Source organism: Rhizobium sp. Rhizsp42 (assembly GCF_047304155.1).
Classification (GTDB): Bacteria; Pseudomonadota; Alphaproteobacteria; order Rhizobiales; family Rhizobiaceae; genus Rhizobium.
Window position 1 is genome coordinate 60,601 of sequence record NZ_JBGLYS010000020.1, and the last position, 15,313, is coordinate 75,913.

Annotated in this window: 16 protein-coding genes; 9 read left to right on the top strand and 7 right to left on the bottom strand. The window is 61.2% G+C overall.

Features of this window, described 5'->3' with window-relative positions; genetic code table 11:
- Positions 1-95: 95 nt before the first annotated feature.
- Positions 96-710: a J domain-containing protein gene (locus ACCD05_RS19130; RefSeq protein WP_018901559.1), complete on the bottom strand. Its 615-nt coding sequence runs from the start codon at positions 708-710 to the stop codon at positions 96-98.
- 105 nt (positions 711-815) lie between these two features.
- On the opposite strand from ACCD05_RS19130, the gene ACCD05_RS19135 reads away from it, so the two are divergent.
- A complete protein-coding gene (locus ACCD05_RS19135; RefSeq protein ID WP_047508549.1) occupies positions 816-1,097 on the top strand; it encodes a BolA family protein in 282 nt (93 codons plus the stop codon).
- A 58-nt stretch (positions 1,098-1,155) separates the two neighbouring features.
- Here the strand turns inward: ACCD05_RS19135 and ACCD05_RS19140 are convergent, their stop codons facing one another.
- From ACCD05_RS19140 to ACCD05_RS19155, 4 genes are all read right to left on the bottom strand, one after another.
- Positions 1,156-1,629: a DUF2938 domain-containing protein gene (locus ACCD05_RS19140; RefSeq protein ID WP_018901561.1), complete on the bottom strand. Its 474-nt coding sequence runs from the start codon at positions 1,627-1,629 to the stop codon at positions 1,156-1,158.
- Between the two features lie 74 nt (positions 1,630-1,703).
- Complete coding sequence (locus tag ACCD05_RS19145) at positions 1,704-3,014, bottom strand: HlyC/CorC family transporter (RefSeq protein WP_413394659.1); 1,311 nt, start codon at positions 3,012-3,014, stop codon at positions 1,704-1,706.
- On the bottom strand, positions 3,011-4,141 hold the full coding sequence (gene aroB / locus ACCD05_RS19150; protein ID WP_413394661.1) for a 3-dehydroquinate synthase: 1,131 nt from the start codon (positions 4,139-4,141) through the stop codon (positions 3,011-3,013). The genes ACCD05_RS19145 and aroB overlap by 4 nt, the downstream gene beginning before the upstream one ends.
- Complete coding sequence (locus tag ACCD05_RS19155; protein WP_018901564.1) at positions 4,141-4,728, bottom strand: shikimate kinase; 588 nt, start codon at positions 4,726-4,728, stop codon at positions 4,141-4,143. The genes aroB and ACCD05_RS19155 overlap by 1 nt, the downstream gene beginning before the upstream one ends.
- A gap of 146 nt (positions 4,729-4,874) precedes the next feature.
- Between ACCD05_RS19155 and ACCD05_RS19160 the strand changes: the two genes are divergently transcribed.
- From ACCD05_RS19160 to ACCD05_RS19180, 5 genes are all read left to right on the top strand, one after another.
- Positions 4,875-5,051, top strand: coding sequence for a hypothetical protein (locus ACCD05_RS19160; RefSeq protein ID WP_018901565.1), 177 nt, complete (start codon positions 4,875-4,877; stop codon positions 5,049-5,051).
- Between the two features lie 4 nt (positions 5,052-5,055).
- Positions 5,056-6,009, top strand: coding sequence for a site-specific tyrosine recombinase XerD (gene xerD, locus ACCD05_RS19165; RefSeq protein ID WP_413394664.1), 954 nt, complete (start codon positions 5,056-5,058; stop codon positions 6,007-6,009).
- Between the two features lie 62 nt (positions 6,010-6,071).
- A complete protein-coding gene (locus ACCD05_RS19170; protein ID WP_018901567.1) occupies positions 6,072-7,025 on the top strand; it encodes an acetyl-CoA carboxylase carboxyltransferase subunit alpha in 954 nt (317 codons plus the stop codon).
- 207 nt (positions 7,026-7,232) lie between these two features.
- Positions 7,233-8,480 carry a L,D-transpeptidase family protein gene (locus ACCD05_RS19175; RefSeq protein WP_111564859.1) on the top strand — a complete coding sequence of 416 codons (1,248 nt, stop codon included), beginning with the start codon at positions 7,233-7,235 and terminating at the stop codon, positions 8,478-8,480.
- A gap of 6 nt (positions 8,481-8,486) precedes the next feature.
- On the top strand, positions 8,487-8,711 hold the full coding sequence (locus ACCD05_RS19180; protein ID WP_413394666.1) for a sulfurtransferase TusA family protein: 225 nt from the start codon (positions 8,487-8,489) through the stop codon (positions 8,709-8,711).
- 24 nt (positions 8,712-8,735) lie between these two features.
- Here ACCD05_RS19180 and ACCD05_RS19185 read toward each other — a convergent pair whose 3' ends face one another.
- Together ACCD05_RS19185 and ACCD05_RS19190 are read right to left on the bottom strand one after the other, a co-directional pair.
- Positions 8,736-9,929 carry a CobW family GTP-binding protein gene (locus ACCD05_RS19185; RefSeq protein WP_413394668.1) on the bottom strand — a complete coding sequence of 398 codons (1,194 nt, stop codon included), beginning with the start codon at positions 9,927-9,929 and terminating at the stop codon, positions 8,736-8,738.
- A 45-nt stretch (positions 9,930-9,974) separates the two neighbouring features.
- Positions 9,975-11,099, bottom strand: a complete 1,125-nt coding sequence (locus ACCD05_RS19190; protein WP_413394670.1) for a D-alanyl-D-alanine carboxypeptidase family protein — start codon at positions 11,097-11,099, stop codon at positions 9,975-9,977.
- Between the two features lie 154 nt (positions 11,100-11,253).
- Here ACCD05_RS19190 and ACCD05_RS19195 point away from each other — a divergent pair, with 154 nt between their 5' ends.
- The 3 genes from ACCD05_RS19195 (at position 11,254) to ACCD05_RS19205 (ending at position 15,264) form a co-directional block, all read left to right on the top strand.
- Positions 11,254-12,417: a M20 aminoacylase family protein gene (locus ACCD05_RS19195; RefSeq protein WP_413394672.1), complete on the top strand. Its 1,164-nt coding sequence runs from the start codon at positions 11,254-11,256 to the stop codon at positions 12,415-12,417.
- A 186-nt stretch (positions 12,418-12,603) separates the two neighbouring features.
- Positions 12,604-13,587: a DUF6492 family protein gene (locus ACCD05_RS19200; RefSeq protein WP_413394674.1), complete on the top strand. Its 984-nt coding sequence runs from the start codon at positions 12,604-12,606 to the stop codon at positions 13,585-13,587.
- Positions 13,588-13,833: 246 nt separating this feature from the next.
- Positions 13,834-15,264: an O-antigen ligase family protein gene (locus ACCD05_RS19205; RefSeq protein WP_413394676.1), complete on the top strand. Its 1,431-nt coding sequence runs from the start codon at positions 13,834-13,836 to the stop codon at positions 15,262-15,264.
- Positions 15,265-15,313 lie beyond the last annotated feature (49 nt).

Consider the following 15,313-nt stretch of genomic DNA (forward strand, 5'->3'; position numbering starts at 1 on the left):
CCTGTTAGATAAACGCGGAAAAAGGTGCCGCGGTTGCCTGCGGCCTCAGCCGATTTGGACCATACCCGATTGAAGACCAAGAGCAAGGACGGGAATTAACAAAAACCGTTCTGCTTCAATAATTGATAGGCCTGGATCACGGCGCGGAAGCGCTCTTCGGAACCGCGGTCGCCGCCGTTTGCGTCGGGATGGTGCTTCTTCACCAGTTCCTTGTAGCGGCTCTTGATCTCGGACGATGTGGCGTTGGCCGCCAGGTTCATCGTGTCGAAGGCCTTGGCTTCCAGGCTCTTCAGCTTGCGCTGCTCGGGAAAGCGCGGGCCGCTGCTCTTGTTTTCCTTGACGAAGCCGAAGGGATCGCGAACCCGCGTATAGGCGCCGGAGCGGATGTCCGACTGGATCGGGCTATCCTTGGCCGACTTGTTGACGCCGACGGTCCAGGTCGGGCGGTGGCCCGTGATCGCTTCCTTCTGGTAGCGCGCGATCTCGCCGTCCGAGAGGCCGGAGAAATAGTTGTAGCCCTTGTTGTACTCTTTGACGTGCTCGAAGCAGAAGAGAAAGAACTGCCCCTCGGCATTGCGTCCGACGGGAGCGCGATGCACGCCTTTCTTGTCGCAGCCGTCCCACTGACAGGACGGGGGAGCCTGTTCGGGTTCCTGCTCGCGTTTGCGGCGGGTGCGGATGCGATCGAAATATTTGGAATCAAGTCTCATGACGGCGCTAATTATGGGGCTCAGAATGGGTGAGGACAAGAATTGACAAACGGGAATGTTGCTGGCTTGGTGGGAACCTTTTTCTCAAGGCAGCAAGATCGGCTCATGACAGTTCAATCCTCCATCGAAGAAAAGCTCACCGCGGCATTCGCGCCGGAGCGGCTTGATGTCATCAACGAAAGCCACCTGCATGCCGGCCATCACCCTGACGTTACAGGGGAAGGCGAGACCCATATGCGGGTCAGGATCGTCTCCGCATCGTTTGCCGGCATGACACGGCTGGCGCGTCACCGGGCGATCACGGAGCTTCTGAAACCTGAACTGGATGCGGGGTTGCATGCGCTGGCAGTGGAGCCGGCGGCGCCCGGAGAGCCGGTGCGCTGGTAAGCCGACACCGCGTCATATGGGCGCGGTGCGGCGATTTCGCAAGGATGGCGGGCCGCCTCTAACGAATCAGAAGAGCCGTCGCATAGAGGCCGAAGCCGAACACGGTATGCGCGACGAGGCCGAGAAAGCGAACCTTGTTGGGGTTCGGCGTCTTGGACGCCGCCCAGCCGATGCCGAGGCCCGGTTGCAGCAGGAACCAGCCGCCGGCGATGGTGACGATGCCCCAGATCCAGGCGGGCAGGAAGGTCGGCGCGATCAGCCAGTAAGGGCCGGTCAGAATCACCAGCATGATGCCGTAGATGATGCCGACGGCGTAATGGAAGACCCAGCCGAGTGCCACTTCATGCTTATAGGGTTCGGCCTTGCCGATATCGTCGTGAAAGACGGTGCCCTTGGCGAAGAGATGCCAGAGCCAGCGGCCTGGTGGTCCCCAGTTCGGTATCGCGCCCTTGGCAAGCGCGATCGACCAGATGTCCATGAGAATGGTGGCGCCGATGCCGATGGCGATCGAGCGCCAGAGAAGATCAAACATATCAAATCCATAATGATGCTGCTCGCCGGGCTCCTCCCGCAGCGCGCAATGGGTGACAAGGGGATGACGGGAGATCAGGCGGGGTTGTTTTCGTTCTCCTCCGCCGGGCGGATACGCAGTCTGGTGATGCGGTTCTTGTCGCGTTTCATGACGATGAAGCGCTTGCCGTAGAAGGTGAAGGCCTGGCGCTCCTCGGGAATGGTCATGGATTCGTGGATGACGAGACCGGCGATCGTCGTCGCCTCCTCGTCGGGTAGCTGCCAGTCGAGCGCGCGGTTGAGATCGCGGATCGGCACGTTGCCATCGACCACCACCGAGCCGTCCGCCTCCTGGCGTACGCCCTGCATTTCGATGTCGTGCTCGTCGGAGATATCGCCGACGATCTCCTCCAGAATATCCTCAAGCGTGACGATGCCCTGCACCTCGCCATACTCGTCGACCACGACGGCGAAATGCTGCTTGCGGCGCAGGAAGGCGTTGAGCTGTGCTTCGAGGTTGGTGCTGTCGGGCACGAACCACGGCTTCTGGGCGATCTTGATGATGTCGAGCTGTTCGGGCTCGGCGTTGCGCTCGGCGAGCGCTCTCAGCAGGTCCTTGGAATGCACGACGCCGATGATGTTGTCGGTCGTGCCGCGCCAGAGCGGCATGCGGGTGAACGGGCTGTCGAGAATGGTGCGGACGACCACTTCGGGCGGATCGTCGGCATTGATGCAGCGCATGGCCATGCGGTGGACCATGATATCGGACAGTTCGAGTTCGCCGAGATCGAGCACGCCGCCGAGGCGGTCGCGGTCGGCCTTCACCACTGATCCCTCGCGATGCAAGAGATCGACGGCGCCGCGCAGTTCCTCATGGGCCGATAGCATCGACACCTCGCGCGACAGGTTGATGCCGAAGCGGGCGAGAATCCAGCGGACGATAAGGTTTACGAAGGAGGAGACCGGGCCGACGACGGTGACGAAGGCCTTGACGGCGAAGGCGACGGCGAGCGCGAAGCGCTCGGGGATCGAAATCGCCCAGCTCTTCGGCAGCACTTCGGCGAAGATGACGAGAATGACCGTCATGGCGAGCGTCGCGAGCGCCACGCCCGAGTTGCCGAACAGGCCGAGAAAGACGCTGGTGGCGATCGAGGACGACAGGATGTTGGCGAGATTGTTGCCGATCAGGAGTGCGCCGATCAGCCGGTCGCGGCGTTCGATCAGTTCGCGGACGATGCCGGCGCGTTCCTCGCCGTTGGCCTCAAGCGTATGGATGCGGCTGCGCGAAACGGCGGTCAGCGCCGTCTCGGAGCCGGAGAAGAAGGCGGACATGAGGACGAGGGCCACGATGGAAACGATTTCCGGCCAATATGCGGAAAGAAATGCCAGCGTGCCTTCGAGGGTCATTGCGGGTGTTTTTCCTTGAGGAAGCTCAATACTTCGGATGCCGGGACATCGTTTGCGACGAAGGACTGGCCGATGCCGCGGGTGAGGATGAAGGTGAGCTTGCCGCCCTTGACCTTCTTGTCCTGCGCGATCGCATCCATCAGCACCTCGGCCGGCGGCAGCGTGCCCAGGATTTGGGACATGCGGGTCGGGAGGCCGACTTCCTTCAGATGATGCTCGACGCGCTTTGCATCGTCAGGGCTTGCGAGGTTCATGCGGGCCGAGAATTCGTGGGCGAGCACCATGCCGATCGCAACGCCTTCGCCATGAACGAGACGGCTGCTGTCATAGGCGGTCGCGGCTTCCAGCGCGTGGCCGAAGGTGTGGCCGAGGTTGAGCAAGGCGCGCTGGCCGTTTTCATGCTCGTCGGCGACGACCACGTCCGATTTGGCCTGGCAGCTTGCGGCAATCGCCTCGATGCGGGCGGCGCCGCCGGAGAAGACGGACTGCCAGTTTTTTTCAAGCCAAGCGAAGAAATCGGGCTTGTCGATCAGGCCGTATTTGGCGACTTCGGCATAACCGGCGCGGAATTCGCGTTCGGAGAGCGTGTTGAGCACATCGCTATCGGCCAGCACGAGGTCCGGCTGGTGGAAGACGCCGATCAGGTTCTTGCCGTGGCGGCTGTTGATGCCGGTCTTGCCGCCGACGGAACTGTCGACCTGCGACAGCAGCGATGTCGGGATCTGCACGAAGCGCACGCCACGCCGGATAATGCCGGCCACGAAGCCCGAGAGGTCGCCGATGACGCCGCCGCCGAGCGCGATCACGTAATCGTTACGCTCGACGCGGGCTTCCAGAACCTTGTCGCAGGCGGTGATCAGATGCTCGAAGCTCTTGGTCTTTTCGCCAGCCGGCAAGACCAGGGAAGACGAGGCGATGCCCGATGCCGTCAGGCTTTCGACGAGGGCGTTAAGATAAAGCGGCGCGACGTTCTCGTCGGTGATGATGGCTGCCTTGCGGCCCTTGAGGCGGGTGGCGATCTCGGCGCCGGCGCGCGCGATCAGGCCGGGCCCGATCAGGATGTCGTAGGCGCGGTCGCCCAGCGGCACGTGAACCTTGCATTCGGCAGAGGCGGCAATCGCATTCATCAGGCTGCACTTTCGGTTCTGCTGTCGATCACGGCTTTCAGCACTTCGTCGGCCATCACTTCCTTGCGCACATCGCGCGACAAGACGGTGAGGTCTGCCTGCTCGTAGATCGGGTATCTTGCGTTCATCAGGTTTTCGAGCGTCTGCTTGGGATTCTCGGTCTTCAGCAGCGGGCGGGTGTCGCGCTTGTTCACGCGCTCCCAGAGCACGTCGAGATCGGCCTTCAGCCAGACCGACAGGCCGCCTCGCTTGATATGCTTGCGGGTGCGGTCGTTGATGAAGGCGCCGCCGCCGGTGGAGACCAGGCGCGGGCCGCCCTTCAGCAGCCGCTTCATCACCCGTCCCTCAAGCGCGCGGAATTCGTCTTCGCCGTAGGCGGCGAAAAGCTCGCTGATCGACATGCGCGACACACGCTCGATCTCGGCATCGCTATCGATGAAGGGGATGCCCAGCTGGGTGGCGACGATGCGGCCCACCGACGATTTGCCGGCGCCCATCAGACCAACGAGGATCAGATTGCGCGAACCGAGCGCAGCACGAGCTCTGTCCCTCAGGCTATCGGCAACGATCAGAACTGGGTCGTTCATTGGTCCATTCACACTTTGTTTGCGAACGGTATCAACAAATGCAGGTGTAGCGTCAAGTCAGAGGTAAGGGAATCATGGTTCAAAAGCTGCTTCTTGCACTTGCAAACGCGCTTCTTCATAAAGAAGCAAAGCCATGGAGTTGTTGAATGCCGAGCCTGTTCCGATTTCTCGCCATATTGGCGGTCATCGCCGGAGCGATATACGGAACGATGTGGGCGCTCGTGACTTTCGTCGAGCCGAAGGAGCGCGACGTGACGATCCGCATTCCATCCGAGCGGATCAACCCGCCCGCCACCGGCGCGATCAGCCCGGCGAAGAAGTGACGCGATGAGGGATCTCAGTCGCGTTCAGGTCGAGTCCTTTCTCGAAATGATGAGCGCCGAGCGGGGTGCCGCGGCCAATACGCTTTCTTCCTATGAGCGCGATCTCGACGACCTGCATTCCTTCCTGAACGGCAGAAGCGTGCGGCTGACCGAGGCCGCCTCCGCCGATCTCTCGGCCTATCTGGCTTCGCTTGCCGCGCAGGGCTTCAAGCCCTCGTCGCAGGCGCGGCGGCTGGCGGCGATGCGGCAGTTCTACAAGTTCCTCTATGCCGAGGGGCTGCGCACCGACGATCCGACCGGCATTCTCGACGCGCCGAAGAAGGGGCGGGCGCTGCCGAAGACAATGGGTGTCGATGAAGTCGGGCGGCTGCTGGAGAAGGCCGAAGAGGAGGCGCAGGACGAGGCGCCCGGGCAATTGCAGCGGCTGCGCATGCTGGCGCTGCTGGAACTGCTCTATGCCACCGGCATGCGCGTCAGCGAGCTGGTGTCGCTTCCCGCCCGCGTGCTCGACCAGGAGGGGCGCTTCCTGATCATTCGCGGCAAGGGCAACAAGGAGCGGCTGGTGCCGCTGTCGCAATCGGCGATCACAGCGCTGAAGCTCTATGGCCGGATGCTGGCTGAACAGGCGGTAAAAGCCGAAAATCCACAGGAAAGCCCGTGGCTGTTTCCGGCGGCCTCGAAGGAGGGGTATCTCGCCCGGCAGGTCTTTGCCCGCGACCTCAAGAACCTGGCGATCCGCGCGGGGCTTACCCCATCGATGATCTCGCCGCACGTGATGCGGCACGCCTTTGCCAGCCATCTGCTGGCCAACGGCGCCGATCTGCGCGTGGTGCAGGAACTGCTTGGCCATTCGGACATTTCCACCACGCAAATCTACACGCATGTGCTGGAAGAAAGGCTCCAGCAACTGGTCCAAACGCATCACCCCCTTGCCAAACAGGCGAAAAAGCAGGATTAGGACCGGCGACAAGGGCAGCCAAAAGACAAATGCCCCGGGCACAAGGAACGGAAACGCACCTCATGCACAATTATCTCGACTTCGAAAAGCCGATCTCCGACCTCGAAGGCAAGATCATCGAATTGAAGAAGATTGCCTCGGAAGACGAGAGCATCGACACATCCGATGAAATCGGCAGGCTCGAAGTTCGTGTTCGCGAAGCGACGGTCGAAATCTATTCGAAGCTCAACGCCTGGCAGAAGACCCAGGTCGCGCGTCATCCGCAGCGGCCGCACTTCGTCGATTATGCCAAGACGCTGTTCCAGGAATTCACGCCGCTGGCCGGCGACCGCAAGTTTTCCGAGGATGCCGCGATCCAGGCCGGTCTGGCACGCTTCCGCGGCCAGCCTGTTGCCGTCATTGGCCAGGAAAAGGGCAACGACACGAAGAGCCGCCTGAAGCACAATTTCGGCAGCGCGCGCCCCGAGGGCTACCGCAAGGCGATCCGCGTGCTCGAGATGGCCGACCGCTTCGGTCTGCCGGTCATCACGCTGGTCGATACGGCTGGTGCCTATCCCGGCGTCGGCGCCGAAGAGCGTGGCCAGGCGGAAGCCATCGCCCGCTCGACGGAAATGTGCCTCGGCCTCAAGGTTCCGATCATCTCCGTCGTCATCGGCGAAGGCGGCTCGGGCGGTGCGATCGCGATCGCCACCGGCAACCGGGTCTACATGCTCGAGCATGCGATCTACAGCGTGATCTCGCCTGAAGGTGCGGCCTCCATCCTGTGGCGCGATTCCGCGCGCGCCAAGGAAGCGGCCACCAACATGAAGATCACCTCGGATGATCTGAAGGCGCTCGGCATCATCGACGGCATCATCGGTGAGCCACTCGGCGGCGCGCATCGCGATCCTGATAGCGTGATCGCGTCGACCGGCGATGTCATCGCCAATGCGCTCGGCGAAATGGCCAGCCGCACCGGCGAGCAGATCCGCAATGATCGCCGCCAGAAGTTCCTGAACATGGGCCGCAACCTCTAAGGGGGGCTGCGAAACAGGCTTGGGTGAGGCCGCGGATTGCGGCCAAACCTTGGCCACATTAGTGTTATCAATAGCTTTTGTGCTTGCGGGGGTCGTGGGTGCGCGGCATGGTCGTTAAGGTTTTATAAACCAGATTGGGCCAATGATTCGCTTCACTTCGAACCCGTTCAACGGATTGGGTCGCATCTCGTAATTGGGCTAGATTGAATGCGCTTTCGTCATTTTGCCTATGTTTCCCTGATGGCGCTGGCCTTGGCCGGCTGCAACGACGCGTTGGAAACCACGCAGATCGACCTGTCCAAGGTCAAGAACAAGGTCGAACAGCCGCTTCCGCCGCGCATCCTCAACGAAATGGCCGCGAAGAGCATGGATCGCAATTCGCCGATCCTGATCCGCATCTTCAAGGAAGAAGGCCAGCTCGAGATCTGGAAGGCGAAGACGGACAACCGCTACGACAAGATCGCCAGCTACAAGATCTGCGCCTGGTCGGGCCGTCTCGGTCCCAAGGTGAAACAGGGTGACCGGCAGGCGCCGGAAGGTTTCTACAACCTGACCAAGGCCAACCTGAACCCGAACTCGAAATATTATCTCGCCATCAATACCGGCTTTCCGAACCGCTATGACGCCGTCAACGGCCGCACCGGCACGGATCTGATGATCCACGGCGCTTGCTCGTCGTCGGGCTGCTATTCGATGACGGACGAGCAGGTGCTCGAGATTTACGCATTCGCGCGCGACGCCTTCAAGGGCGGCCAGACGGGCGTGCAGCTGCAGGCCTTCCCGTTCCGGATGACGGCCGAGAACATGTTCAAGCACCGGATGAACGAGAACTTCGACTTCTGGAAGATGCTGAAGGTCGGCTACGACAATTTCGAAGTCACCAAGCGTCCGCCGGAAGTGAACTTCTGCGAGAAGAAATACGTCTTCAACCAGCAGTCCTCCGGCGCGTTCAATCCCGGCGGCAAGTGCCCCGAGATGTCGACGCCGCCGGCGCTGACCGCGGCACTCGCCTCCTACGACAAGACCTATGAGCTGGCCTACACCAAGGCGTCGAAGGAATTCGACGGCATGGCGTGGTACGATCCGTCGGAAGCCGAGCGCAAGGCCGTCGTTGCCAAGCAGCGCAAGGGCCGCGAGCTCGCATACGCGCCGACCGGCACGTCGCTGGAAGCCGGCAAGATGATGAAGGTCGCCGACCTCGAAGGCATGGCGGCCGCCAAGACCGCGACCACGGTTGCGGCCAACACGGTGACCGGCTCGACACCTGCCGACGCCACCGCTGCCGTGAAGACGGCCGATGCCGCGATCGTCAACCCGGCATCCGTGCCGGTGCCGACGCCGAACCCGATGGAATCCGCCCCGACAACCGCGACGGCGTTCGCGCCTGTCGAGCAGCCTGAATCGGTCGAGGTCGCCTCCAAGAAGCCGTTCTGGAAGTTCTGGGGCCGGGATTAATCGCGCGTGAGCGCCATTTCCTATGATCTGCGCGGGCTGAAATGCCCGCTGCCCGTCATCAAGACACGCAAGAAGATGTCGTCGCTGCCATCAGGCGCGACGATCCGCGTCGAGACGACCGATCCCCTGGCGGGGATCGATATTCCGCATTTCTGCCATGAGGATGGTCACGAGTTGATCGAGACCGAGAAAACCGAGAGCGGTCACAGCTTTCTGATCCGCAAGCGATAGCTCTAAAAGCGCATTCCCGGAGTGCTAGAAACGCATTCCCGGAATCGCTAGCGGGTTGTCGTTGAGGGCCGTGCGGTCGGCGGTGTCGATGCGCGGCTTGCCCAAGAAGGCGTCGAACAGGTCCTTGACGAAGGCTTCCGGCAGATCCTTGGTGATCAGCACCATGCGGGTTCGCCGGTCCTGAGGATCCGGCCATGCCGGCAGGCGGATCGGCGGGTGGAAGATGCTCTGCACGCCATGCAGCACCAGCGGCCGGTCGGGACGATCCGACATCGCAACGATTGCCTTCATCCGCAAAAGCTTCTCGCCGTGCGCCGAGCGAAGGAGATCGACGAACATGTCGAGCGCCATCGGATCGATCGGCTTGTCCTCGACGATCGAGAAGGAGCGGATCGAGGCGTCGTGGCGGTTCACGTCGTGCGCGTGCTGGTGGTCGTGGTCATGATCATGGTGGTGATGCCCATGATCGTGGTCGTAGTGACCGTGATGATGATGGCCGTGATCGTGCCCATGGTGGTCATGATGATGCCCGTGATCGTGGGCGTCTTCGTCACGCAGCCAGCGGCCGACATCGGCGCTCTTGGTTGATGGATCGTAGATGCCGTTGACGAGGGTGGCCGCGGTGCCGGTTTCGGCGTCGTCGGCATCCATCAAAGCGGCGCGCGGGTTGAGCGCGCGCAGGCGGGCTTCAAGCTTTTCGAGCACGGCCGAAGAAGCCAGCGTCTTCTTCGAGATGATCAGGCGATCGGCGACGGCCGCCTGCTTGACGGCTTCCACGTGGTTGTCGAGCGTCTGCAGCCCGTTGGCGGCGTCGACGACGGTGACGACGCCATCGAGCGAGAAGCTTTCGGCAATGATCGGATTGCCCATGATCGCCTGCATGACCGGCGCCGGATCGGCGAGACCCGTGGTCTCGACGACGACGCGCTTCACCGGCTTGACGCGGCCGGTCTGGATCGCGTCCATCAGGTTGGCGAGCGTATCCACCAGTTCACCGCGCACGGTGCAGCACAGGCAGCCATCCGAGAGCTCGATGATCGCGTCGCCGGAGCTTTCGACGAGCAGATGATCGATACCGACATCGCCGAACTCGTTGATGATCACGGCGGCTTCCTTCATGGCCGGATCCTTGAGGATGCGGTTCAGAAGGGTCGATTTGCCCGCGCCGAGAAAGCCGGTGAGGATGGTGACCGGAATGCGATCCGCAACTGCGCTCATGCCTGTATGCCTTGGATGTTTTTATGCCTTAGAGGTCTGCAAGCCTTAGAAGCCAGAGGCGGGGCGCGGGGTCGGGATCGGCACATTGGCGATGTCGCCGACGCCGGCCGCCGTCGCCAGCTTGTCGGGCTGCGGCTCGTTCTGGCCGGGGATCAGGCCGGCATAGACGAAGTTCGGCTCGTGATCCATTTCCTGGATATAGGGCGAATGGATCTTCATGCGGCCCACTTCGTCGCGCGTTTCGCTGCGGATCTTGGCGCCCTTGGCGCTGCAGATCTCGGCCGTGAGGTCGGCGACTTCCTGCGTTTCGCCATAGGGCTTCAGCGAGCCCAGCGTATCGTTGCCTGTCGGCTGCGTGGTGAAGCCGCGCTGCAGCATGTCGGCGGAAGCGTCGGCACGGGCGGCGAGGCTGTCGGTGCCGAGCACGACGGAAACGAGCGTACGGCCGTTGCGCGTCGCCGAGCTGATCTGGTTGAAGCCGGATGCGCAGATGAAGCCGGTCTTCATGCCATCGGCGCCGGCGAAGCGGCCGATCAGCATGTTGATGGCGGGGATGTTCTGCTTGCCAGTCGTGATCCCCTCCAGCGAGAAGTAGCTGGCATATTGCGGGAAATCGCGGCGCAGCGCGACCGACAGGATCGCGAGGTCGCGCGCCGTCGTGTACTGGCCCTTGCCGGGCAGGCCGTTGGGATTGACGAAGTGGGTGTCGCTCATGCCGAGCTTGGCGGCTTCGGCGTTCATGCGGAGAACGAAGGCGTCCTGCGTGCCACCGACTGCTTCGGCGACGGCAACCGCGATATCATTGGCGGACTTGACGATCAGGATCTTCAGCGCGCTGTCGAGCGTCAGCTTCTGGCCCGGCTTGAAATACATCTTGGCCGGCGGCTGGGCGGCGGCGGTCTTGCTCATGACGATCGGCGTATCGATGCTGATCTGGCCGGAGCGGATCGCATCGAAGGTCGTGTAGATGGTCATCAGCTTGGTGAGCGAGGCCGGATACCACTTGCGAAAGGCATCCTCATGCTCGAGCACGCGGCCGCTCTGCACATCGACCAGGATATGCGGATTGGCATAGGCCTGCGTCGTCGCGGAAAAAGCGATGGCGGCTGCGGAAGCGGCGATGGTGATCGGCCGCAAGGCGGCAAGCAGGCGTTTCTGGCGCGTCGACACGGTTTGTCCTTAAAGATGTCCTGATGTCTCGAAAGTTTCCCCTATTTAACGTATATGGCCATGACATGGCAAAGGTCATTGTCTAACTTATTTGCGAGCCGTGGTATCAATCCCGTTATTGCCGCCGTTTTCGATTTTCATCAGGGAAGCAAGCATGCCGATTTTGAACAGAGCCGCCGAACTTCAGGACGAAGTGACCGAGTGGCGCCGGCACATTCACGAGCGGCCGGGCCTGCTCTACGCGGTGGAAGAGACGGCCGCCTTCGTAGCCGAGAAGCTCAAGGAATTCGGCGTCGACGAGATCGTCACCGGCATCGGCCGCACCGGCGTCGTCGGGCTGATCAAGGGCAATGGCGCCGGATCGCGCACGATTGGCCTGCGCGCCGACATGGACGCGCTGCCGCTCACCGAAATCTCGGGCAAGCCCTGGGCATCGAAGATAGAGGGCAAGATGCACGCCTGCGGCCATGACGGCCACACGGCGATGCTGCTCGGGGCCGCGAAGTATCTGGCCGAGACCCGGAATTTCAACGGCAACGTCGCAGTCATCTTCCAGCCTGCGGAAGAAGGTGGCGCCGGCGGCGACCTGATGGTCAAGGACGGCATGATGGAGCGCTTCGGCATCCAGGAGGTCTACGGCATGCACAACATGCCCGGCCTTCCCGTCGGCCATTTCGCCATCCGCAAGGGGCCGATCATGGCCGCGACCGACGAGTTTACCGTCACGGTCAAGGGGCGCGGCGGGCATGCGGCGCAGCCGAACCGCACGATCGACCCGATCGCGATCGGCACGCAGATCATCACCAACCTGCAGATGATCGCATCCCGCAATGTCGATCCGCTGCGCTCGGTCGTGGTGTCGGTCACCAAGTTCAATGCCGGCTTCGCGCATAACGTCATTCCCAACGAGGCGACGTTTGCCGGAACCGTGCGCACGCTCGACGAAGCGGTGCGCGATCTCGCCGAAAAGCGCTTCCGGCAGATCGTTGCCGGCGTGGCCGAGGCGCATGACGCGGTGGCGGATATTCATTTTCAGCGCAACTATCCCGTCACATCCAATCATGCAAACGAGACGGAGCATGCGACGGCGGTCGCGACCGACATCGCCGGTGCCGGCAATGTCGATACGGATATCGATCCGATGATGGGCGGCGAGGATTTCTCCTACATGCTGAACGCCCGCCCCGGCGCCTTCATCTTCATCGGCAATGGCGACACCGCCGGCCTTCACAATCCGGCCTACGACTTCAACGACGACGTCATCAGCCACGGCATCTCCTACTGGGTGCGTCTGGCTGAGCAACGGCTGGGCGAATGAGCGCTGCCGCTGCGCTTTGCGGCGAAAGCCGAAATGTCGACCACTATACTTCCATTAGACTAGGCGGAAGAGCGTGAGGAATGATGTATATCTTTGAATAGTATTGCAGGGCGTTAAGCATTTCGACTTCATCAAAGATGTCTATCGCAGCTGCAGGATCGCATGTTGAAGGCATTGGGGGTAGATTTGCCAAACATTGCAGCGTTTACTCCGACATTCCGGCGCGATCTCGCCTGCTTCGGCGAATTGCACAAGTCTGTTCTGCGCTTCACGCCCGAGGAAGTCGTCCATCACATCGTTGTGCCCCGTGAGGACGTTGCACTGTTCTCCCGCTGGAAATCAAGCAGGCTGGTCATTCACACGACAAACGAAGTCTTGCCGCCCAGCTTCCTCTCGGTTTCGCCCTTGTCGAAAGCTCTTTACTCCGTTTCCGGCCTTCACGATATCAAGGCGCTGAAAGCGCTTGGCCGCGGCGAGCTTTTCGTCAATCTGCGGCGTCCATGGCCACCCATTCGCGGTTGGGTTCTGCAGCAGATCATCAAGTTCTCGGCAGTCGGGGCAATGCAGGCCGATGCGGTGATCATGCTCGATTCGGATGTGGTCCTGATCAACGAGGTGAAACCCTCCTACCTGATCGAGAACGGGGCGGTTCGACATTATCGCAAGCCGAATTCCGTTTCGTCCGACATGAAGAATCACATCGCCTGGCACAAGGGCGCTCACAGGTTGCTGGGGATTGCCCCCGAGCCGGGAAGCGATTTTGCTGACTATGTCTCCTCGTTCGTTGTCTGGGACCCCGCCATCGTGCGCGCGATACAAAGCCGTATCGAACAAGTGAACGCAGCAAGCTGGCCTTCCGTTCTTGCATCTGAAATGCGGCTTTCTGAATGGACGATCTACGGCGCTTACGTCGATCATATCGGCACGCCGAGGGAGCGGTCATTCACATCGGATCTGTCGCTTTGCCATAGCCATTGGGACACGAGTGCATTGGTAATGGGGGATGTCGAACGCTTTGTCGAATCTCTCGACAGTTCCGATCTCGCCATCCTCGTACAGTCGACTTCCGAGACGTCCCTTGAGGTCAGGTCAAAGATCATCGCGGCGGCTCTGGAGAAGTTCGGCCGAGGCAAGTTCTCTGCTCTGGAGGGTGGCGTCTCACACGCATAGAAACGGTGCCTGTGGGGGCGGGGCGAGATGCCTGTATGCGGGTAGTGCATGCGCCTTTCTGCTATGCTGCGCATGCCGCGTACCTCCGAAGAAGCGGTGGTCGGAATTGCAATTTAAGCCTAGCTTCTCAGCGGGTTCAGATATGAGACGGGGCAGGTGCCGGCCGTCGCACAAAGGATTGTCGTACCGCGATATGTTCAAGCCGCTCTCCAACGACGGGGTCATTTCCCCCAACGGCAAATGCTGATGCCCGTGCGTGAAGCACAAATGGCGAGGCGTCGTACTGCGGTTGCGATGCCGTTGCCGCGCTCCGCTGCGCCGCCTTCGCGGACTGCCGGACATGCTGAAGCCCGACCAAAACAGCAACGTTCGGCGTCGATCCCGTTTCACATGTATTTTCTGCTGGTGCTGATTGCCTTTCTCGGGCTTCCCTGGGTCTTTCATATAGGCCCGATGCGCATGTCTTCCTATCGCATCGTTCTTTGCCTGGCGGTCCTTCCGAGCCTTATCTATTGGGTTCGCGGCAAAGCAGGCGGTATCAAGGTTGCCGACCTTTGCGTTATCGCTTTCAGTGGTTGGATCGCGCTTTCGATGATCATGCTGAACGGTTCTGTCGGAGTGCAGTCGGCCGGGATAACGGTGCTTGAGACTATCGCACCCTATTTTTTGGCGCGATGCTGCATCCGAAGCGCGGACGATTTTCGCCTATTCGGCAAAGCGTTGTTCCTGCTGATCGCGATGTTGCTGCCACTTGTGGCAATCGAGGCCGTCACCGGTGTGAACGTGATTTTCCGGGTGCTTGGATTCGTGTTTCCAACCTATGACATGGTGGGAATGACGCGCTCGGGGCTCTTCAGGGCCCAAGGACCGTTCGCGCATCCCATCTTGCTGGGATTGGTCTGCAGCACTTCGTTCTCGATCGCCTACCTCGTGCTTGGCTACGGCGCGAGCATGATGGGTCGATGCGTGCTGGCCGGCACAGTGGCACTGGCAACCATGTGCGCGATCTCTTCGGGGCCGCTGCTTGGGGTTGCCCTGCAGTGCATGCTGATCGCCTGGAAGCGCCTTGCCGACAGGATCGGACTGCAGGTGGTCTGGAGCACGACGCTGTTGCTTTATGCCGCAGCGCAGATCATTTGCTGGGTAACGGGACGCTCGCTGCTTACCGTGACGATCAGTCGTCTCACCTTCGATCCCATGTCGTATTGGTTTCGTAACCTGATCTGGGAATATGGCTGGTCGTCGGTACTGACCAATCCGTGGCTTGGGACCGGCTTGAATGAATGGGCGCGGCCGTCCTGGATGCCCAGCAGTATCGATAACATCTGGCTATATTTCGCGGTCAAGCACGGCTTGCCGGCGTCGTTTCTGCTTGCGTTGTCGGTTATATGCTGCCTGCTGCTGGTCGGCTTGAAGCGTGGGCTGGACTGCAAGCACAAGGATTATCGATGCGCATATCTGGTGACTGTGATCAGTTGCTGCTTGGTTGGCCTCACCGTGCATTTCTGGGACGGAGCCTATGTGCTGATGTTCTGCATCCTCGGCAGCGGCATCTGGATCGCTGACGTGAAAACGGTTGCGGCCAAGCCACAGAGGCTGCAGCGCCGGGTGGAGAGTAGCAGGACCGGGAAGCCAGAAGTCCGGCCTGAAGATCATCGGCGGCCGCAGTTGGATTGACAGTTGCGATCTAGGGTCCTTCTGTTTGAAACGGGTAGGCCTTCAAACC

Coding starts and splice junctions, on each gene's coding strand:
- ACCD05_RS19130 (WP_018901559.1), bottom strand. CDS start 710: ATGAGACTTGATTCCAAATATTTCGATCGCATCCGCACCCGCCGCAAA.
- ACCD05_RS19135 (WP_047508549.1), top strand. CDS start 816: ATGACAGTTCAATCCTCCATCGAAGAAAAGCTCACCGCGGCATTCGCG.
- ACCD05_RS19140 (WP_018901561.1), bottom strand. CDS start 1,629: ATGTTTGATCTTCTCTGGCGCTCGATCGCCATCGGCATCGGCGCCACC.
- ACCD05_RS19145 (WP_413394659.1), bottom strand. CDS start 3,014: ATGACCCTCGAAGGCACGCTGGCATTTCTTTCCGCATATTGGCCGGAA.
- aroB (WP_413394661.1), bottom strand. CDS start 4,141: ATGAATGCGATTGCCGCCTCTGCCGAATGCAAGGTTCACGTGCCGCTG.
- ACCD05_RS19155 (WP_018901564.1), bottom strand. CDS start 4,728: ATGAACGACCCAGTTCTGATCGTTGCCGATAGCCTGAGGGACAGAGCT.
- ACCD05_RS19160 (WP_018901565.1), top strand. CDS start 4,875: ATGCCGAGCCTGTTCCGATTTCTCGCCATATTGGCGGTCATCGCCGGA.
- xerD (WP_413394664.1), top strand. CDS start 5,056: ATGAGGGATCTCAGTCGCGTTCAGGTCGAGTCCTTTCTCGAAATGATG.
- ACCD05_RS19170 (WP_018901567.1), top strand. CDS start 6,072: ATGCACAATTATCTCGACTTCGAAAAGCCGATCTCCGACCTCGAAGGC.
- ACCD05_RS19175 (WP_111564859.1), top strand. CDS start 7,233: ATGCGCTTTCGTCATTTTGCCTATGTTTCCCTGATGGCGCTGGCCTTG.
- ACCD05_RS19185 (WP_413394668.1), bottom strand. CDS start 9,929: ATGAGCGCAGTTGCGGATCGCATTCCGGTCACCATCCTCACCGGCTTT.
- ACCD05_RS19195 (WP_413394672.1), top strand. CDS start 11,254: ATGCCGATTTTGAACAGAGCCGCCGAACTTCAGGACGAAGTGACCGAG.
- ACCD05_RS19205 (WP_413394676.1), top strand. CDS start 13,834: ATGCCCGTGCGTGAAGCACAAATGGCGAGGCGTCGTACTGCGGTTGCG.